We start from the raw sequence: 17,265 nt of genomic DNA on the forward strand, positions 1-17,265 counted from the left end.
GGCGGCCGGCCGGGACTCCCGCGTCAGGCGAGGTCGAACCGGTCGAGGTTCATGACCTTGTCCCAGGCCGCCACGAAGTCACGGACGAACTTCTCCCGCGCGTCCTTGCACGCGTAGACCTCCGAGATGGCCCGGAGCTGGGAGTTCGCACCGAAGACGAGGTCCACGGCGGTGGCGGTCCACTTGGGTTCGCCCTTGCCGCCGACGTCGTGCCCCTCGAAGACGTTCTCGTCCGAGGCCGACGCCTTCCACTGCGTACCCATGTCGAGCAGGTTGACGAAGAAGTCGTTGGTCAGCGTCTCCGGCCGGTCGGTGAACACACCGTGCGCGTTGCGCCCGAATCCGGTGTTCAGGGCCCGCATACCGCCGACCAGCACCGTCATCTCGGGCGCCGTCAGGTTCAGCATGCTGGCACGGTCGAGCAGCAGGGTCTCCGGCGACAGCTTCTCACCCGCAGGGAGGTAGTTGCGGAATCCGTCGGCCTTCGGTTCGAGCACGGCGAACGACTCCACGTCGGTCTGTTCCTGCGTGGCGTCCGTGCGTCCCGGTGCGAACGGGACCGTGATGTCGTGCCCGGCGTTCTTCGCGGCCTGCTCGACCGCCGCGCACCCGCCCAGGACGATCAGGTCGGCGAGCGAAACCTTGGTCCCGCCGCCCTGGGAGCCGTTGAAGTCCCGTTGGATCCCTTCGAGGGTCCGCACCACCTCGGCCACCTCGGGCAGGTCGTTGACCTCCCAGTCCTTCTGCGGCGCGAGCCGGATCCGGGCGCCGTTGGCCCCACCGCGCTTGTCCGTGCTGCGGAAGCTGGCCGCGGACGCCCAAGCCGTGGTCGCCAGTTGGGAGATGGTCAGGCCCGAGGCGAGGATCCGGCCCTTGAGGGCGGCGACGTCACCGGCCGAGACCAGCTCGTGGTCGACCGCGGGGACGGGGTCCTGCCACAGCTGCGGTTCGGGGATCCACGGGCCGAGGTACCGCGAGATGGGCCCCATGTCGCGGTGCAGCAGCTTGTACCAGGCCTTGGCGAACGCCTCGGCGAGCTTGTCCGGGTTCTCGTGGAAGCTCTTGGAGATCGGCGCGTAGACCGGATCCACCTTCAGCGCGAGGTCCGTCGTCAGCATCATCGGCGCGTGCCGCTTGGCGGGATCGTGCGCGTCCGGCACCGTGCCCTGCGCCGAGGGGTCCTTGGGCGTCCACTGCTGCGCCCCGGCCGGGCTCCTCGTCAGCTCCCAGTCGTATGCGAACAGGTTGTCCAGGTACCCGTTGTCCCACTTCGTCGGCTCGCTCGTCCACGCGCCCTCGAGCCCGCTGGTGATCGTGTCGACGCCCCGGCCGCTGCCGTACGAGTTGTGCCAGCCGAGGCCCTGCTGCTCCAGCGGGCTGGCCTCCGGCTCCGGACCGACGTACTCGGGGTCGACCGCGCCGTGACACTTGCCGAACGTGTGGCCGCCGACGATGAGCGCGACGGTCTCCTCGTCGTTCATCGCCATGCGCCCGAACGTCTCACGAATGTCCCTGGCGGAGGCGATCGGATCCGGATTGCCATTGGGTCCTTCGGGATTGACGTAGATCAATCCCATCTGCACCGCGCCGAAAGGACCGGTGAGTTCCCGGTCGCCGCTGTAGCGCTCGTCCCCGAGCCAGGTGTCCTCGGAACCCCAGAAGACCTCCTCGGGCTCCCAGATGTCCTCGCGTCCGAAACCGAATCCGAAGGTCTTGAACCCCATTGATTCCATCGCGCAGTTGCCCGCGAAAACCAGAAGGTCGGCCCAGGAGATCTTCCGGCCGTACTTCTGCTTGACCGGCCAGAGCAGACGACGCGCCTTGTCCAGGCTCGCGTTGTCCGGCCAGCTGTTGAGCGGGGCGAAGCGCTGCGCGCCGGAACCGCCGCCGCCGCGGCCGTCGGCGATGCGGTAGGTACCGGCGGCGTGCCAGCTCATCCGGATGAAGAGCGGCCCGTAGTGGCCGTAGTCGGCGGGCCACCACTCCTGCGAGGTCGTCATCACCTCGAAGACGTCCCGCTTCAGCGCGTCGACGTCCAGGGTGGCGAACTCTTCCGCGTAGTCGAAGTCCTCACCCATCGGATTGGCCTGGGGCGAGTTCTGGTGGAGAACCTGAAGGTCCAGCTGGTTCGGCCACCAGTCCCGGTTCGTCCTGGGACGAGTGGGAGCGGGGGTCGGGGAGGGGATTGCGGGGTTCTCGCTTTCGCTGCCGGACACGTCCGTCCTTCTTCCTGTCTCGGTGCTTCCATCTGCTGGATGCTCGCTCTTGACGGCGTCCGTATGGTCGCGCACCGCGGACCGCGGGGCTGAGAGAACACGCAGGGCGCACTCGCCCAACCAGCATTACCGGTATCCCGTGCGCACGGGAAAGGAGGGAAAGGCGGAGATCGTACGATCATCGTTATCGCTCCGCCGCCGTGGAAAGCGCCGGCGGCCATTGCCTGCCGGTAATCTGTAGCTCGCATTCAGGGGTGGCGGGGCCCGCCCAGTTCCTCAGTCCTTCGTCCCGACGATCATGAACCGGTGAGCCGAATGAGTGACCTGCTGGAGCGGCTGCGGGGGCGCGGCTGGCGCATGACGTCCCAGCGACGGGTCGTCGCGGAGGTCCTCGACGGCGAGCACGTGCACCTGACGGCCGACGAGGTGCACGCCCGCGCGGCCCTGCGCCTCCCGGAGATCTCCCGGGCCAGCGTTTACAACACCCTGGGCGAGATGGTCGCGCTGGGCGAGGTCGCAGAGCTCTCCGCGCACGGCCGGGCCAAGCGCTACGACCCCAACGCGCACCGCCCGCACCAGCACCTGGTGTGTTCCGGTTGCGGGCTCATCCGTGACGTCCACCCGACCGGTGACCCGCTGGCCGGTCTGCCGGCGCAGGAGCGTTACGGCTTCGCGGTGTCCGAGGCCGAGGTCGTCTACCGCGGGCTGTGCCCCTCCTGCGCGGGCGGGCCGACCGGGCCGGCGAGCGCCTGACCACGGAAGGTACCCGTCCGGCCACGGCCGAGCACGAATGGCCGGCTACCACTCGGGATGGACGTCATGGCTGTCGTAGCGGTCGCCGGCGGCGGTGATCCACGGCCGGAAGCGGCCGGGACCCCTGCCGTCATGGGCGTAGGTGACCGGCTCCCGCGTGTCGTCGGTGACGACGACGGCCCCGGCCCGCTGGGCGCTGCGCAGGGCATGCGTCCAGTGGCGGCCGCGGTGGCCGGTGCGGTAGTCGGGGATCTTGCACTGGGTCATCTCGGTTCTCACCGTCCGGTCGGTCGGTCATCGGATCCGGACAGGGCGCCTACCCCGTTCGGCCGGGTCCGAACGTCGCCGTCCGGTCGGCCGGCGGTCCCCACGGGCCGGGGGCCCTCTCGTGCCGGTGCCGGGATTGCGCCAGAGTGATCGTCCGCACCTCCCGCGCATCCGACAGCACCACTACCCATGGAGTTCCGACGTGGCCACGACCTCCGAACCGTCAGGGACGACGCCCGCCGCCCCGCCCGCAGAAGCCACCGCCGTCCGGATCGAACGGGACGGACCCGTCACCACGGTGATCCTCGGGCGTCCGGGGGTCCGCAACGCCGTCGACGGCCCGACGGCGGCCCGGCTGGCGGACGCCTTCCGCGCGTTCGATGCGGACGAGGACGCGTCCGTCGCCGTCCTGTGGGGTGAGGGCGGTACGTTCTGCGCGGGCGCGGACCTGAAGGCCGTCGGGACCGACCGCGGCAACCAGGTGCTCGCCGAGGGCGACGGCCCCATGGGCCCCACCCGGATGGAGCTGACCAAGCCGGTGATCGCCGCGCTCAGCGGTCACGCCGTGGCCGGCGGGCTCGAACTTGCCCTGTGGTGCGATCTGCGGGTGGCCGAGGAGGACGCCACCCTCGGCGTGTTCTGCCGGCGCTGGGGCGTGCCGCTGATCGACGGCGGGACGGTGAGGCTGCCCCGCCTCATCGGCGAGAGCCGCGCCATGGACCTGATCCTGACCGGCCGTCCCGTGACCGCCGCCGAGGCGTACGCGATCGGGCTCGTCAACCGCCTCGTAGCACCCGGCGAAGCCCGGCGGGCGGCGGAACGCCTCGCGCACGAGATCGCCGGGTTCCCGCAGCTGTGCATGCGGCACGACCGGCTCTCCGTACGGGAACAGCACGGGCTGGGGGAGCGGGAGGCACTGGCCGCCGAGTACCGGCACGGCCTCGTGCCGCTCACCGCCGGCGAGACCCGGGCCGGGGCCGACCGCTTCGCGGCCGGGGCCGGACGCCACGGCTCCTTCACCGACTGAGCGGCATGGGCGGCGGGCCCACCGCCCGGGTGCCGAGGGGCATCATGGCCTGTGTGAACGTGTCCCCGGCCGCCGGCGGCGGAGCCGGCGTCCCAGGCTTCCTCGGCGTGGCCCCCACGCCCCGTACCGCCGTGGTCTGGCTCCCCCCGGCCGGGCTGTGGCCCGCGATCCAGGCCGTCCGGGCCGAGCACGACCCGCAGATCCGCCGCTGGCCCCCGCACGTGAACCTGGTCTTCGGCTTCGTTCCGGAGGCCGACTTCGCCCCGGCCGCGCCGGTGCTGGCCGCCGCGGCGACCGGCATCGAGCCCTTCGACATCCGGCTCAGCGGAGTGCGGGCGTTCCGGCACCGCGCCTGCGCGACGGTCTGGCTGGACCCCGCCGCGGCCGGCCTGGCCCCGTGGAGGGCGCTGCGGGAGAGCCTGGTGGAGCCGTTCCCCGCGTGTCGCGGCCGGTTTCCGGCGTTCACACCGCACCTCTCCCTCGGTCGCACCCACGATCCGCGCGGCCTCGCCGCGGAGTGCGCGGCCCGGCTGGGCGCCATGGCGGCACGGGTGGACGAGGTCGTGCTGCTCTCCCGCCGCGGTGACGGACCCATGCGGCCCCGTGCCGTGATCGGCGTCGGCACGGGCACCGTCAGGTGGTCAGCGCCGTGAGCCCGGACCCGCAACCGCGGCCTCGTCCTCGCTCCCGCCACCGCTCGAGCCCTCGGGGACGTGGGGCAGGACCTCACGCAGGCGGTCCAGGAGGGCCCGCGCCGCAGGGCTCGCGGGTCCTGCGGCCGGCCAGGCGAGCACTCCTGCTCGCCTTCGGCCGCAGGCTGCCGCCCGGCAGGCTCCGCGGCGAACGGAGCGGCCGCTTCACCGCGACCGCCACCGCTTGACGGTGAGCCGTACCCGGCGGGTCAGAGCGTCGGGGCGGGACGGTCCTCGCGCGGTGCGCGCCGCACGTCGACGCGGGTGAACCACTCGGTGGAGATGATCCGTTCGCGGACGTCGGCCGGGAGGCGGGACAGGATGCCGGGCAGCGAGCGCTCCCGCGCCACCTCGCTGCGGTGGGCGAGCACGGCGGACCACTTCTCGTGGAGCCACGGCCGCACGTCGACGGCCGCGTCGACGTGCTCGTCCGGTGCGCTGAGCAGCTTCTTGCCCACTCGGGTGAGGAGGGGGCCGAGTTCAGCGATGCCCGAGTCCGGGTGCGTGGCCAGGTGCACGGCCCGCGGCTGCCACGGCTCGCCCGCCTCGGGGTAGAGGTGCCCGAGGCCCGCGGCGTGCGCGGCGAGGAGGACCACCCGGTGGGTGTGCACGTGGTCCGGATGGCCCGTCAGCTGCCCGTACGCGTCGTGGGTGACGACGACTTCGGGCCGGAACTCCCTCATGTGCCGCACCACCTGGCCGACGGCCTCGTCGAACGGCACGTCCAGCAGGCGCGCCCGGCCGGGGGCCGACCCGGGGACACGGGCGTCGGCGTGGCCGAGCATACGGGGCACGCCCGCGCCGAGGATCCGTAGGGATGCGGCGAGTTCGGCGGCCCGCGGACTGTCCGGCGACCACGTGGTGGTCACCACGCCCGTGCGCGCCCCCGAGGCGGCATGCCGGGCGAGGACTCCTCCGGCGACCAGTGCCTCGTCGTCCGGGTGCGCGAAGACGGCGAGCAGGTCCGGCAGGGTCATGGCGCGCCTCTCGGACAGGGATCCGGTCGGGCGGACGCGTCCGCCCGACCGGTAACGTACCCGCTCACCCGGTCGGCCCGGAACGCACGGGGCCAGCCCGGGCCGGCCGGGGTCCGGCCGGCACCGGGCCGGTGTCCGCGTGCGGGGGCTGGGTCAGGACTGGGGCGGCGGGGGGTTCCCCTGGTCGCGGCGCAGCTGCTCCTTGAGCCTGTCCTGGGCCATGTCGACCTGTCTGCCGTACTTGCCCTGGGTCCTGCCGTCGACGTAGTCACCGGCCTTGTCGATGCCCTGGTCGGCCTGGCTCTCGTGGCCGCGCAGCATCTGCTTGAGCTTGTCCATCATCGACACGACGGTCTCCTTTGCGTCCGTCCCCCACGGCCAGGGTTGCCGATGATCGACCGGACCGCATCCGCGAGGCGCTGACCTGGACGGATACCGTCGCCGTCCACCGAGGACGAGCGGTCAGAGGCCGGCGGGACGCGATCCCCGGCGGACGGCATGGACGAGCAGGCCGAGCAGCCAGGCCTGGAAGACGTACGAGAACACCAGGGCGGCCCAGATGGTCCCGCCGGTCTGTGCCCAGGCGCCCAGCGAATTGACCACCGAGAGCAGCAGGGCCCCGGTGGGGACGGCCAGCATCAGGGCGAGCACCCCGGCCACCTGATCGCCTCCGTCGCCGGCGCCTATGAGCAGCAGGAACGCGGCCGCGCCGAGGTACGCCCTCGACAACCAGTTGCCGAAGGTGATGCGGGCGAAGGCGCGCACCGGTCCAGAACGCATGGGACTCCTCGTGATGTCCGGGTGGGACGGGGCCGTGGGAGCCCCGGTGATCGCCATGGTGGTGCAGCCCCGCCCGCCTGGTCAGAGCGCGCGTACTCAGTACGCGTACTCAGATCCCGCCCCGGGCGTCGGCAGCCGGCGTCGGCAGCACGGCCGACGCGCTGCCAATCGGCAGGACAGGGGGCTCGGCATGGAACGATTCTCCGCATGACAGAGAGCATGAGCCCGTACATGTCCTCGCCGCGGGTCACCGTCCTGGGGGTGCAGCCCGGCGAGCCGCCGTTCCGGATCGTGGAGATCGACGGGGAGATGGTCCGTATGGCGACATCCATGACCGACGTGATCCTGGCTGCCGCGGACGCGGGGATCACCATCCACGACCTCGACGACCCGGACGTGGTCCGCTGGGTCGGCGGCGGGAAACTCACCTGGCGACTGCACTAGGAAGGTGTGCCGGGCGGCTGCGCAGGCCGTCGCCCGCTTCCAGGTCACGCGTACCACCGAGAAAGGATCGGTGACCCGGGTTCGGCCGACGTGCAGGCGCGCGTACGGCTGCCACCGCGGGTGGGGCGGTGAGCGCGCGTGCGCGGGCGGGCGCGGGGGGTTGCCGATCAGGTGGCGCGTCCGTAGCGGACCGCTTCGCTCCAGATCTGCTCCAGACGCACGGTGGTGCCGGGGCGGGGAGCGTGCCAGATCTTATTGTCGCCGGCGTAGATGCCGACGTGGCCCATGGTCGCCCCTCGGGGGAAGAAGACCAGGTCACCGGCCGTTCGATCGGCCTTGGGGATGTGGCGGGTGTGCTCGTACTGCTGGTCGGCCGTGCGGGGAAGGCGTTTGCCGGCCTTCTTGAACGCGTAGAGGGTGAGCCCCGAGCAGTCGAAGCGTTTGGGTCCGGTGGCGCCGTAGGCGTACGGCGAGCCCTGTTTGGAGGCGGCCACCGCCACGGCTCTCTCGCCGTACGACGGTGTTGCGTGAGCCAGGTCCGTGGGGCCGGTCAGGGCGCCGGCCGCGAGGAGCAGTATGAAGAAGAAGGCGCGTGCTCTGGGGCAACAGCACATCGGAGAAGTGCCCTTGAGGGCCTTTCGGAAGTCGGTCCTGGAGCAGGACATCGTGACACCTCCGCAATCGGTTGGCAGGCGACGATTCAGATCAGCGGCCTGGTCCTGTTCTCGGTGGCAGTCGTCTTGGCTCTGACGGCGGACCAGTTTTCCCGGACGTCCCGCCTCGGCCGCATCGGACACGAAGCGATTTGTCGCGATTTTGTGTTCGATTCGAGACGATAGGTAGGACGGATTTTCATACCGGGACGGCGCGGTGCCGCGGCCACCGCCGATGTGCTGAATCGGGGCGCCGGCAGGCATCGGCCCGCCGCGGAACGGGCACCCAGCACGGGTGACCACGACCGACCTGCTTCCGGCGCCGCCACCGCACGCCGCGGCCCGCCGGGCCCTGCTCGCTGGTTCGGCCGGCAACCTCGTCGAGTGGTACGAGTTCGGCGTCTACGGCTGTTTCGCCACCGTCATCGCCGCCAACTTCTTCACCGCGCACGGGGGACCGGGGACGGGAAGGGCCGCGGAGGGCCCGGGGGGTGGTGTCGAGGCGCTGGTCGCCACGTACGCCTCGTTCGCCCTCGCCTTCTTCTTCCGGCCCGTCGGCGCCCTCCTGTTCGGCCGCATCGGCGACCGCTTCGGCCGCCGTCCCACCCTCGTCCTCGTCATCGGCCTCATGACGCTCGCCACCACCCTGATCGGGCTCCTGCCCACGCGCGCCGACATCGGTGCCGCGGCCCCGTGGCTGCTCACGTTCCTGCGCGTCGTGCAAGGGCTGTCCGCCGGAGGCGAGTTCGGCGGCGCGGTGTCCATGATGGTGGAGTACGCGCCACCGGGCCGCCGCGGCCTCTACGGCGCATGGCAGTCCTTCACCGTGGCCCTCGGCCTGCTGGCCGGCGCCGCAACGGCCGCCGCCCTGGCGACGGTCCTGCCCGCCGCGGCGCTGTACGCGTGGGGGTGGCGGATCCCGTTCCTGCTGGCCCTGCCCCTCGGGCTGGTCGCGCTGTGGCTGCGTACGGCGCTGGAGGAACCACCGGGCGCTTCCCCGCCCGCGCCGGGCACGGCCGGGACGGCGGACGAGGCGACGGCCCCGGCCTGGACGACCACCGTACGGGAGCAGGTGCGCGCCGTCGGGCTCGGCATCGGGAGGATCATGGGCTGGTCGGCGGCCGGGTACACCTTCCTCGTCGTCCTGCCGTCCCACCTGCAGTCCGCCCTGGGGGCGTCCTTCCGGGACGCCCTGCTGGCCACCACCCTCGTCAACCTCGGCTTCGCCGCGTCGATCCTGCCCGCGGGCCTGCTCAGCGACCGCGTCGGGCGGCGCCCCGTCCTGCTCGGCGGCGCACTCGGCGTCGCCGTGTCCGCCTTCCCCCTCCTGCACGTGCTCCAGTCGCCCGGGGCGTCCCCGCAGGCCAGGGCCGCAGCCGTGCTCGCGGCCGGCGCGCTGGTCGGCCTGCTCGCCGGACCCGGACCGGCCATGCTGGCCGAGATGTTCCCACGACGCGTCCGCTGTACCGGACTCGGGCTCTCCTACGCCCTCGCCAACGCCGTGTTCTCCGGCTGCGCGGGGCTCTTCGTCACCGCACTCACCGCCCGGACCGGAAGCACCGCCGTCCCCGCCCTCTACGCCGCCACCGCCTGCGCCCTCAGCGCGCCGGCGCTGCTGACCCTGCGCGCCGACGACCACCGGGAGCCGCTGCGATGAGGGTGATCGGCCTGATGTCCGGGACCTCGTACGACGCCGTCGACGCCGCCGCCTGCGACCTCGGGCACCGGCCCGGGGACGGCGCACTGCACCTCACCCCGCTGGGCATGGTCAGCGAGCCCTACCCGGCGGACCTGCGGACCGCGCTCGCCGAGGCCCTGCCCCCCGCCGCCACCAGCCTCGCCGACGTATGCCGGCTCGACACCCGGATCGGGCAGGCCTTCGGCCGGCTCGCCGTCCGGGCCGACAGCGAACTGTGTGCGGGCCGGGCCGAGTTGGTCGCCTCCCACGGGCAGACCGTCTACCACTGGGCGGCCGACGGGCAGGTGCACGGCACCCTGCAGCTCGGCGAACCCGCCTGGATCGCCGAGGCCACCGGCCACCCCGTCGTCTCCGGATTCCGGCCCCGGGACGTCGCCGCCGGCGGGCAGGGCGCGCCGCTGGTCAGCCTGATCGACCTGATGCTGCTGCGCGGCCGCCCCGGCGTACCGGCCGCCCTGAACATCGGGGGCATCGCCAACGTCACCGTCGTGCCCCAGAACGCGGACCCCGTGGCCTTCGACACCGGCCCGGGCAACGCGCTCATCGACGCCGCCGTACGCGAACTGAGCGGCGGGCGCCTCGCGTACGACGAGGACGGCGCTCTCGCGGCCTCCGGGCGCGTACACGAAGGCCTGCTGCGACGCATGCTCGGCGAGCCGTACTACCGCTTGCCGCCGCCGCGGACGACGGGCAAGGAACTCTTCCACGAGGGGTATCTCCGGTCCAGCCTGGCCGAGTTCGGGCAGATCCCGCCGCAGGACCTGGTCGCCACGCTCACGTGCCTCACCGCCCGGACCGTCGCCGACGCGCTGCGGCCGCTGGGAGCCACCGAGGTCTTCGCCTCGGGAGGCGGGGTGCGCAACCCGACCCTCACGGCGATGCTCCGTGCCGAGCTGGCCGGCACACGGCTGCGCACCTCGGAGGAGCTCGGGCTGCCCGCCGCCGCAAAGGAGGCGTACGCGTTCGCCGTGCTCGGGTACCTGACGCTGCACGGGCTGCCGGGCAACGCGCCCGGCTGCACCGGCGCCGCGGGCCCCCGCGTCCTGGGCTCGATCACCCCGGGCAGCCGACCGCTCCGGCTGCCCGCGCCCCCGCCGGTCGCCCCCTCCGCCCTCTGCGTACGGGACACCCTCTGCTTACGGGCGGCCGGTGTCGACGTGCGCACATGCGCGGGCCCTTGAGGGGTGCCCGGTCAGTCCCTGCGGCTGACCGGCGAGACACCTCCGCGGGTCCCTTCGACGACGCGGTGCCCGCTCCCGGCCGCCTCACGGAACCCGTTGCGTGCGCGTCGGCAGCGGACGCCGCCGCGGCAGACCGGTCACTCCCGGCACGCGGTTCGCACAGCTCCCCGGCGCGGAACTCGTCGAGGGCCGTCCCTCTGAGAGCCCGGCCGGGGGCCGTCACCGTCACTTGCCGACGATCTTGCGCACGTTCTCGATGCTGCCGCAGTCCGACGCGAGCTGCTTCTCCCGCTCCGCCAGGAAGGCGGCGCCCAGCTCGGCCCGGCGCTCGTCCGGGACGCTCTCCCGGGCGCCGTTGAGGATGGTCCGTTCCTCCTCGTCCAGGTGGTGGGTGATCGCCTTCACGAGGTCCTCCAGGCGTTCGTCCCACTCGTCGGAGCCGACGTCGTCCACCTCCAAGAGCTTCAGCAGGGCCTCGTTGCCCTCGGCGTGTTCCTCCTCGCCGTGCTCGACCTCGTCGTCGTCGACGCCCCTGAAGCGTTTGAGCGCGCTGTAGACCTCGGCCTCCTCGGCCTCGCCGTGTGCGATGAGCAGCGCCGAGAACTGGTCCCTGGCCGCCTCACGGTCGGCCTCGACGCTCCGCATCCGGCGGAACAGCTCCTCCATCGTGCGGTGGTCCTTCAGGATCGCCGCCACCACATCCTGCTCCTTGCCCTCGCCCGCCATGCGACATGCCTCCGATCGATCGGGTCCGGTCGTCAGACGCCTGCTCAATCGGGGCGACCTGAAACCCTCCCCGGCGAAAGGGACCCGGGTCAGCGGCGGAGCACCTTGCGGGACACCACATTGCCCAAGAGCTGCGCCGACTGGACGAGGGCGATCAGGACCAGCACCGTCACGACCATCACCGAGGTGTCGAAGCGCAGGTATCCGTAGGTCATCGCCAGGTTGCCCACGCCGCCTCCGCCGACCGTGCCGGCCACCGCCGAGAAGTCGATCAGTGCCACGAGCATGAAGGTCAGCCCCAGTACCAGCGGGCCGAGCGCCTCGGGGACGAGGACGGTGAGCAGGATCCGCAGGGGGCTCGCGCCCATGGACCGGGCCGCCTCGATCACCCCGGGTTCGACGGCGAGCAGGTTGGACTCCACGATGCGGGCGACCCCGAAGGTCGCAACGACCGTCATCGGGAAGACCGCGGCGTTGGTGCCGATCATCGTGCCGACCACCTCGCGGGTGACCGGGGCGAGGGCGACGATCGCGATGATGAACGGGACGGGCCTGATGATGTTGATGAGCGTGCCCAGGACCGCGTGCACGAACCGGTTGGGCAGGACACCGCCCTTGCGGGTGGCGTACAGCGCGAGCCCCACCGCCAGTCCGCCGACGGTCGACAGCGCCAGCGTGATCAGCACCATGTAGACGGTCTCGCCGGTGGCGTCGAGGACCTTGGGCCAGAAGGTGCTCCAGTCGGCCTTCATCGGGCACCCGCTTCCACCCGGGCGGGTACGGACAGCCCGGCGACGACGGCGTCGACCGCCGCGGGCTTCCCGCGCAGTTCCACGGTCACGCTGCCCAGGGGCCGTCCCCGGACCTCGCCGACACCGCCGTACACGAGCGTGAAGTCGACCCCGTGGAGCCGCACGAGCTCCGAGAGACCGTCCAGGGCGGGGCCGCCGTCGGCAACGGGCAGTGTGACCAGGCGCCCCGGGTGGCGGGCGCGCAACCGTTTCAGGAGCGCGGCGTCCGGCTCGCTGTGCCGCTCGGAGCGCACGAAGGCGGCGGTGGTCGCGTGCCGGGGCCGCGCGAAGACCTCGTACACCTCGCCGCTCTCGACCACCCTGCCGTCCTCCATGACGGCGACCCGGTCGCACAGGGTCCGTACGACCTCCATCTCGTGGGTGATCAGGAGGATCGTGACGCCCAGCTCCCGGTTGACGCGGCCCAGCAGGGCGAGGACCTCGCCGGTGGTCTGCGGGTCCAGGGCGGAGGTCGCCTCGTCGCACAGCAGGACCTTCGGGCGGGTGGCGAGCGCGCGGGCGATGCCGACGCGCTGGCGCTGTCCGCCCGAAAGCTGTTCGGGGTAGCGCCCGCCGTGCCCGGCCAGGCCGACGAACTCGAGGGTCTCCTCGGCGCGGGCCCGGGCCGAGGCCCGGTCCATGCCGGCCAGGCGCAGCGGGTAGAGCACGTTGCCCAGGACGGTGCGCGAGCGGAACAGGTTGAACTGCTGGAAGATCATGCCGATTTCGCGGCGGACGGGGCGCAGCCGGCGCTCACCGAGCGCGGACAGGTCCTGCCCGTCCAGCAGCACACTGCCCGAGGTCGGTTCCTCCAGGCCGTTGACGAGGCGCAGCAGTGTGGACTTCCCCGCACCGCTGTGGCCGACCACGCCGAAGACGGTGCCGGCCTCCACGCAGAGGCTGACGCCGTCGACGGCGCGCGCCCCGCCCGGGAACTCCTTGGCGACGTTGCGCAGTTCCACGGCGGCGGTCATCGCTTCAGCTGCTTCTGGATGCGGGCGACCTCGGCCTGGAGGTCGGCGGCGGGCAGCTCGACGTGGTGCGCGGTGCCGTTGCTGGTGCGGCGGACCTCGTCCTGCACGGCCCGGGAGGCGTACAGCTCCACGATCTTCCGGTAGTCCTCGTTGTCCTTCTGGTCCGCGCGGGCGGCGATGACGTTGAGGTAGGGCACGGACTGCGGGGCGGCGGGGTCGTCCTTGTACAGGGCGGTGTCGGCCTTGATCCCGGCGAGTTCGGCGACGCCGTCGTTGATGACGGCTGCATCGGCGTCCTGGAGCGTACGCGGGGTCTGCTGGGCGTTGACCGGGGTGAGCCTGAGGTGCCGGGGGTTGGCGGTGATGTCGTCGGGGGTGGCGAAGAGGCCCGCCTCCGGACGCAGTTCGAGGAGCTTGGCCTGCTCCAGTACGCGCAGTGCGCGTCCCTGGTTGGCGGGGTCGTTGGGCAGGGCTATCTCGGCCCGGTCGGGGAGGTCCGCGAGCTGCTTGTGCGTGCGGGAGTAGAGGCCCAGGGGGACCACGGTGGTCGCGGCGATGGGGGCGATGTCGGTCTTGTTCTCGGTGTTCGACTGGGCGAGGAAGACCAGGTGCTGGAAGGCGTTGAGCTCGATGTCGCCCGCGCTGAGGGCCTTGTTGGGCAGCGAGTAGTCGTCGAACACGACCGTCTCGACGGTGAGGCCCTCCTTCGCGGCCTCCTTGGCGAGGACGTCCCACTCCGGCGAGTCGCCGGACACTCCGACCCTGATGCGGTGGGCTTCCCCTCCGCCGACGCCGCAGCCGGACACGAGGAGCGCGAGGACGGTGGCGGCGGAAGCGGCGATGAGGGTACGCCGACGCGGCAGTGCAGAAATCATTGTGTGATCCATGTGCAGAGGGTGAGCCAAAGGAAGGGATGGGTGGATCGTAGATCGAATCGGCCTTATCGCCTTCGAATGTGAGGTTCTGTTCATGAATGTGCAATGAAGGGAAGGTCAGCCCGGAGGGTTTCGGGTACGGGGACGGGTGGATCCGTCAGGGCCGGATGGGCCACGGCGCGCCCGTGCGCGGCCGTGCCTGCCGGGGCGTCACCTCGGCTCCTGCCATCGTGGGCCACCGCGCTCGTGTCTCCCCCTGGAGGTTTCCGCCGTGTCCCCACGCCCGTACGGCCACTCCCGCCGGATCCGCCCGTCGCTGCGCCTGGCCGCCGCGACCGCGGTGTGCGGCGCCCTGCTCGGCGCCTCCGTACTGCCGGCGCAGGCCGCGGCGGACCGCAACCCGCCGCCGGACCGCGGAGCGGCCCTCCGCCAGGAGCTGCGGGAACTGGTCGGGCGCCCGGACGGACCCCCCGGGGTCATCGCCGTTCTGCGCGACGGGGACCGCACCAGGGTCTACCGCGCGGGCGTGGCCGACGTGGAGAGCGGCCGGCCGCCGAGGGCGACCGACCACATGCGGATCGCCAGCGTCGCCAAGGCCTTCAGCGGAGCGGTGGCCCTGAGCCTCGTCGACCGCGGCCGGCTGCACCTGGACGACACGATCGGCGAGGTGCTGCCCGAGCAGCCGGAAGCGTGGCACGAGGTGACGCTGCGTCAATTGCTCAACCACACCAGCGGACTGCCGGACTACTCGGCCTCCCAGCCGTTCATCGACATCGTCAGCGAGGACACCCGCCACCACTTCGACTCCCGGCGCCTGCTGGAGTTCGTGGCCGACGAGGACCTCGAATTCGAGCCGGGCAGCCGCTACCTGTACTCCAACTCCGACAACATCGCCGTCGCGCTGATGGCCGAGGCCGCCACCGGACGCCGGTACGAGACGCTGCTGCGTGAGCTCGTGTACCAGCCGCTGGGACTGACCGACACCAGCCTCCCCCAGGGCTACCGGCTGCCCGAGCCCTTCCTCCACGGCTACCAGATCGACCCGCAGGAGGGGCCCGTCGACGTCAGCGAGGCCGTGAGCGCCTCGGGGGCCTGGGCCGCGGGCGGCATCGTCTCGACGCCGAAGGACCTGACCGCCTTCATCCGGGGGTACGCGGGCGGCGCCCTCCTCTCGGAGCGCACCCGCCGGCAACAGTTCACGTTCATCCCCGGCGCCCTGTCCCAGCCCCCCGGCCCCGGCCGCACCGAGGCGGGCCTGGCCATCTACCGCTACACCACCCGCTGCGGCACGGTGTACGGCCACACCGGCAACACCCCCGGCTACACGCAGCTGGCGGCGGCCACGGCGGACGGCGAGCGCTCGCTGACCTTCTCGATCACCACCCAGACCTCCCTGACCAACAACCCCGAGCTGCTCGCGCGGGTCCGGGAGATCCAGGAGGACTTCGTCTGCGCCCTGCTGCGGGGGTGACCACAGCGGGTGCGCAGGGCCGCGCGCCCTGCGCACCCGCCACCCGGGCGGCGTAACCTGGTCGGACCGCCACTTCACGCGCGCGCCGGGACCGCGGTGCGCACCCCCGTACACCCCGCCGCGAACGATCCAGGGAGGCGGCGAGTGACCGATCCCTTCGGCTTCCTCAGGATCCCCCGCGAGCCCGTCCCGGCCCGCCCCGTCGAGGAACGGCTGGGCGACTGGCGCGAGGTCCACGCGGGCCAGGCGCTGCTGCCGCTCGTCTCCCGGCAGGCCGACCGCTGCATGGACTGCGGAATCCCCTTCTGCCACACCGGCTGCCCCCTCGGGAACCTCATACCCGAGTGGAACGCGTACGCCGCCCACGCCGACTGGCGCGCGGCCTACGACCGGCTGCACGCCACCAACAACTTCCCGGAGGCCACCGGACGCCTCTGTCCCGCCCCCTGTGAGGACGCCTGCGTCCTCACGATCAACGCGGACCCGGTGACCATCAAGAACGTCGAGCAGACGATCGTGGACGAGGGACTGCGGCGCGGCTACATGACGCCGAGCCCGCCGGAGCGGCACAGCGGCAGGACCGTGGCCGTCATAGGCTCCGGGCCGGCCGGGCTGGCCGCCGCGCAGCAGCTGACCCGGGCCGGGCACGCGGTCACGGTCCACGAGCGGGCCGACCGGATCGGTGGCCTGCTGCGCTACGGCATTCCCGAGTTCAAGATGGAGAAGGCACACCTGGACCGCCGGATCGAGCAGATGCGGGCCGAGGGCACGGTGTTCGTCACGGGACAGGACGTGGGCGGCGCCGAGGGCACGGCCATGGCGGGAGCGACCGATGCCGCCGCGCTGCGGGGCCGGTGCGACGCCGTCGTCGTCGCGGTCGGAGCCGGCGAACGCAGGGAACTGCCCGTCCCCGGCCGCGAGCTGCACGGAATCCACCAGGCCATGGACTACCTGACCTGCGCGAACCGGGTCCGGGAGGGCGACTGGGCGCAGTCGCCCATCACGGCCGAAGGCCGGCACGTCGTCATCGTCGGAGGCGGCGACACCGGCTCCGACTGCTTGGGGACCGCCCTGCGGCAGGGCGCGATCTCGGTGGTCCAGCTCGACATCAACCCGGAGCCCGGCCCGGACCGCACCGCCGAGGAGCCCTGGCCGGTGTACCCGAAGACGTACCGGATCTCCCACGCCCACGACGAGGCGCGCGGGCGCGAGGGCCGCGATCCGCGGCTGTTCGCCTGCGCCACCCTGCGCTTCGACGGGGACGCCTCGGGCCGGGTACGGGCCCTGCACCTGACCGCCGTCGAGCCGGTGGGCCGCAGCCCCCTGGCGGGCACGGAGCGGGTCCTCCCGGCCGGGCTGGTCCTGCTGGCCCTCGGCTTCTGCGGCCCTGAGCGGGCGGGCGGCCTGCGCGAACAGCTGGGGCTGGAGCTCGACGAGCGCGGCAACTTCGCGCGGGACGCCGGCTTCGCGGCGTGCGGCGGGCGCGCGCCGGGGGTGTTCGTGGCGGGCGACGCGGGCCGCGGGCAGTCACTCGTGGTGTGGGCCATCGCCGAGGGCCGGGCGGCGGCCGCCGCCGTGGACCGCTACCTCACGGGCTCCACGTGCCTCCCGGCCCCGGTCGCCGCCCACGACCGGCCGATGACGGCCCTGGGCCGCATGCGCTACGGGGACTTCTGACGCAGGACCTCCGGACGCGGACCTCGCGACGGCGGCGGTGGAAACGGCACGCTCCGGCCGGC

At 72.6% G+C, this 17,265-nt stretch carries 18 protein-coding genes; 8 read left to right on the top strand and 10 right to left on the bottom strand.

Going from position 1 to position 17,265, the window contains the following annotated elements; translation table 11 throughout:
• Positions 1–23 precede the first annotated feature (23 nt).
• Positions 24–2,216 carry a catalase/peroxidase HPI gene (gene katG, locus IH80_RS0111680; protein ID WP_030959851.1) on the bottom strand — a complete coding sequence of 731 codons (2,193 nt, stop codon included), beginning with the start codon at positions 2,214–2,216 and terminating at the stop codon, positions 24–26.
• Positions 2,217–2,531: 315 nt separating this feature from the next.
• On the opposite strand from katG, the gene IH80_RS0111685 reads away from it, so the two are divergent.
• Positions 2,532–2,969 (top strand): Fur family transcriptional regulator, encoded by a 438-nt coding sequence (locus tag IH80_RS0111685; protein ID WP_030959853.1) that lies wholly within the window; start codon positions 2,532–2,534, stop codon positions 2,967–2,969.
• A gap of 45 nt (positions 2,970–3,014) precedes the next feature.
• On the opposite strand, the gene IH80_RS0111690 is transcribed toward IH80_RS0111685, so the two are convergent.
• On the bottom strand, positions 3,015–3,236 hold the full coding sequence (locus IH80_RS0111690) for a hypothetical protein (protein WP_030959854.1): 222 nt from the start codon (positions 3,234–3,236) through the stop codon (positions 3,015–3,017).
• Between the two features lie 271 nt (positions 3,237–3,507).
• Between IH80_RS0111690 and IH80_RS0111695 the strand changes: the two genes are divergently transcribed.
• Both IH80_RS0111695 and IH80_RS0111700 read left to right on the top strand, forming a co-directional pair.
• Complete coding sequence (locus tag IH80_RS0111695; RefSeq protein WP_030959855.1) at positions 3,508–4,263, top strand: crotonase/enoyl-CoA hydratase family protein; 756 nt, start codon at positions 3,508–3,510, stop codon at positions 4,261–4,263.
• A gap of 44 nt (positions 4,264–4,307) precedes the next feature.
• Entirely contained in the window at positions 4,308–4,916 is a 609-nt protein-coding gene (locus tag IH80_RS0111700; RefSeq protein ID WP_037879654.1) for a 2'-5' RNA ligase family protein, read from the top strand.
• 248 nt (positions 4,917–5,164) lie between these two features.
• Here the strand turns inward: IH80_RS0111700 and IH80_RS0111705 are convergent, their stop codons facing one another.
• From IH80_RS0111705 to IH80_RS0111715, 3 genes are all read right to left on the bottom strand, one after another.
• Positions 5,165–5,932: a PIG-L deacetylase family protein gene (locus IH80_RS0111705; protein WP_030959859.1), complete on the bottom strand. Its 768-nt coding sequence runs from the start codon at positions 5,930–5,932 to the stop codon at positions 5,165–5,167.
• Positions 5,933–6,085: 153 nt separating this feature from the next.
• Positions 6,086–6,280, bottom strand: coding sequence for an antitoxin (locus IH80_RS0111710; RefSeq protein ID WP_030959860.1), 195 nt, complete (start codon positions 6,278–6,280; stop codon positions 6,086–6,088).
• Positions 6,281–6,394: 114 nt separating this feature from the next.
• Positions 6,395–6,712 (bottom strand): SCO4225 family membrane protein, encoded by a 318-nt coding sequence (locus tag IH80_RS0111715; RefSeq protein ID WP_158943409.1) that lies wholly within the window; start codon positions 6,710–6,712, stop codon positions 6,395–6,397.
• A gap of 207 nt (positions 6,713–6,919) precedes the next feature.
• On the opposite strand from IH80_RS0111715, the gene IH80_RS0111720 reads away from it, so the two are divergent.
• Complete coding sequence (locus IH80_RS0111720; RefSeq protein ID WP_030959863.1) at positions 6,920–7,156, top strand: hypothetical protein; 237 nt, start codon at positions 6,920–6,922, stop codon at positions 7,154–7,156.
• Between the two features lie 167 nt (positions 7,157–7,323).
• Here the strand turns inward: IH80_RS0111720 and IH80_RS0111725 are convergent, their stop codons facing one another.
• Complete coding sequence (locus IH80_RS0111725) at positions 7,324–7,770, bottom strand: C40 family peptidase (protein ID WP_051809161.1); 447 nt, start codon at positions 7,768–7,770, stop codon at positions 7,324–7,326.
• Positions 7,771–8,104: 334 nt separating this feature from the next.
• Between IH80_RS0111725 and IH80_RS0111730 the strand changes: the two genes are divergently transcribed.
• Both IH80_RS0111730 and IH80_RS0111735 read left to right on the top strand, forming a co-directional pair.
• On the top strand, positions 8,105–9,466 hold the full coding sequence (locus tag IH80_RS0111730) for an MFS transporter (protein ID WP_030959867.1): 1,362 nt from the start codon (positions 8,105–8,107) through the stop codon (positions 9,464–9,466).
• The gene (locus IH80_RS0111735; protein WP_051809129.1) at positions 9,463–10,689 is read left to right on the top strand and encodes an anhydro-N-acetylmuramic acid kinase; all 1,227 of its coding nucleotides are present in this window, start codon (positions 9,463–9,465) and stop codon (positions 10,687–10,689) included. Before IH80_RS0111730 ends, IH80_RS0111735 begins: the two co-directional genes overlap by 4 nt.
• A 225-nt stretch (positions 10,690–10,914) precedes the next feature.
• Here IH80_RS0111735 and IH80_RS0111740 read toward each other — a convergent pair whose 3' ends face one another.
• From IH80_RS0111740 to IH80_RS0111755, 4 genes are all read right to left on the bottom strand, one after another.
• Positions 10,915–11,415, bottom strand: a complete 501-nt coding sequence (locus IH80_RS0111740; protein WP_030959869.1) for a hemerythrin domain-containing protein — start codon at positions 11,413–11,415, stop codon at positions 10,915–10,917.
• Between the two features lie 89 nt (positions 11,416–11,504).
• Positions 11,505–12,167, bottom strand: coding sequence for a methionine ABC transporter permease (locus IH80_RS0111745; protein ID WP_030959870.1), 663 nt, complete (start codon positions 12,165–12,167; stop codon positions 11,505–11,507).
• Positions 12,164–13,180, bottom strand: coding sequence for a methionine ABC transporter ATP-binding protein (locus IH80_RS0111750; RefSeq protein WP_051809131.1), 1,017 nt, complete (start codon positions 13,178–13,180; stop codon positions 12,164–12,166). The genes IH80_RS0111745 and IH80_RS0111750 overlap by 4 nt, the downstream gene beginning before the upstream one ends.
• The gene (locus tag IH80_RS0111755) at positions 13,177–14,055 is read right to left on the bottom strand and encodes a MetQ/NlpA family ABC transporter substrate-binding protein (RefSeq protein WP_051809133.1); all 879 of its coding nucleotides are present in this window, start codon (positions 14,053–14,055) and stop codon (positions 13,177–13,179) included. Before IH80_RS0111755 ends, IH80_RS0111750 begins: the two co-directional genes overlap by 4 nt.
• Positions 14,056–14,326: 271 nt before the next feature.
• On the opposite strand from IH80_RS0111755, the gene IH80_RS0111760 reads away from it, so the two are divergent.
• Together IH80_RS0111760 and IH80_RS0111765 are read left to right on the top strand one after the other, a co-directional pair.
• Positions 14,327–15,526 (top strand): serine hydrolase domain-containing protein, encoded by a 1,200-nt coding sequence (locus IH80_RS0111760; protein WP_030959876.1) that lies wholly within the window; start codon positions 14,327–14,329, stop codon positions 15,524–15,526.
• 144 nt (positions 15,527–15,670) lie between these two features.
• Positions 15,671–17,203, top strand: a complete 1,533-nt coding sequence (locus IH80_RS0111765; RefSeq protein WP_030959877.1) for a glutamate synthase subunit beta — start codon at positions 15,671–15,673, stop codon at positions 17,201–17,203.
• The last annotated feature ends 62 nt before the right edge of the window (positions 17,204–17,265 follow it).

This window comes from Streptomyces sp. NRRL S-378, from assembly GCF_000720645.1.
In the GTDB taxonomy this organism is placed as follows: Bacteria; Actinomycetota; Actinomycetes; order Streptomycetales; family Streptomycetaceae; genus Streptomyces.

Coding starts and splice junctions, on each gene's coding strand:
- IH80_RS0111685 (WP_030959853.1), top strand. CDS start 2,532: ATGAGTGACCTGCTGGAGCGGCTGCGGGGGCGCGGCTGGCGCATGACG.
- IH80_RS0111690 (WP_030959854.1), bottom strand. CDS start 3,236: ATGACCCAGTGCAAGATCCCCGACTACCGCACCGGCCACCGCGGCCGC.
- IH80_RS0111700 (WP_037879654.1), top strand. CDS start 4,308: ATGGCCTGTGTGAACGTGTCCCCGGCCGCCGGCGGCGGAGCCGGCGTC.
- IH80_RS0111705 (WP_030959859.1), bottom strand. CDS start 5,932: ATGACCCTGCCGGACCTGCTCGCCGTCTTCGCGCACCCGGACGACGAG.
- IH80_RS0111715 (WP_158943409.1), bottom strand. CDS start 6,712: ATGCGTTCTGGACCGGTGCGCGCCTTCGCCCGCATCACCTTCGGCAAC.
- IH80_RS0111720 (WP_030959863.1), top strand. CDS start 6,920: ATGACAGAGAGCATGAGCCCGTACATGTCCTCGCCGCGGGTCACCGTC.
- IH80_RS0111725 (WP_051809161.1), bottom strand. CDS start 7,770: ATGTGCTGTTGCCCCAGAGCACGCGCCTTCTTCTTCATACTGCTCCTC.
- IH80_RS0111735 (WP_051809129.1), top strand. CDS start 9,463: ATGAGGGTGATCGGCCTGATGTCCGGGACCTCGTACGACGCCGTCGAC.
- IH80_RS0111740 (WP_030959869.1), bottom strand. CDS start 11,415: ATGGCGGGCGAGGGCAAGGAGCAGGATGTGGTGGCGGCGATCCTGAAG.
- IH80_RS0111745 (WP_030959870.1), bottom strand. CDS start 12,167: ATGAAGGCCGACTGGAGCACCTTCTGGCCCAAGGTCCTCGACGCCACC.
- IH80_RS0111750 (WP_051809131.1), bottom strand. CDS start 13,180: ATGACCGCCGCCGTGGAACTGCGCAACGTCGCCAAGGAGTTCCCGGGC.
- IH80_RS0111755 (WP_051809133.1), bottom strand. CDS start 14,055: ATGATTTCTGCACTGCCGCGTCGGCGTACCCTCATCGCCGCTTCCGCC.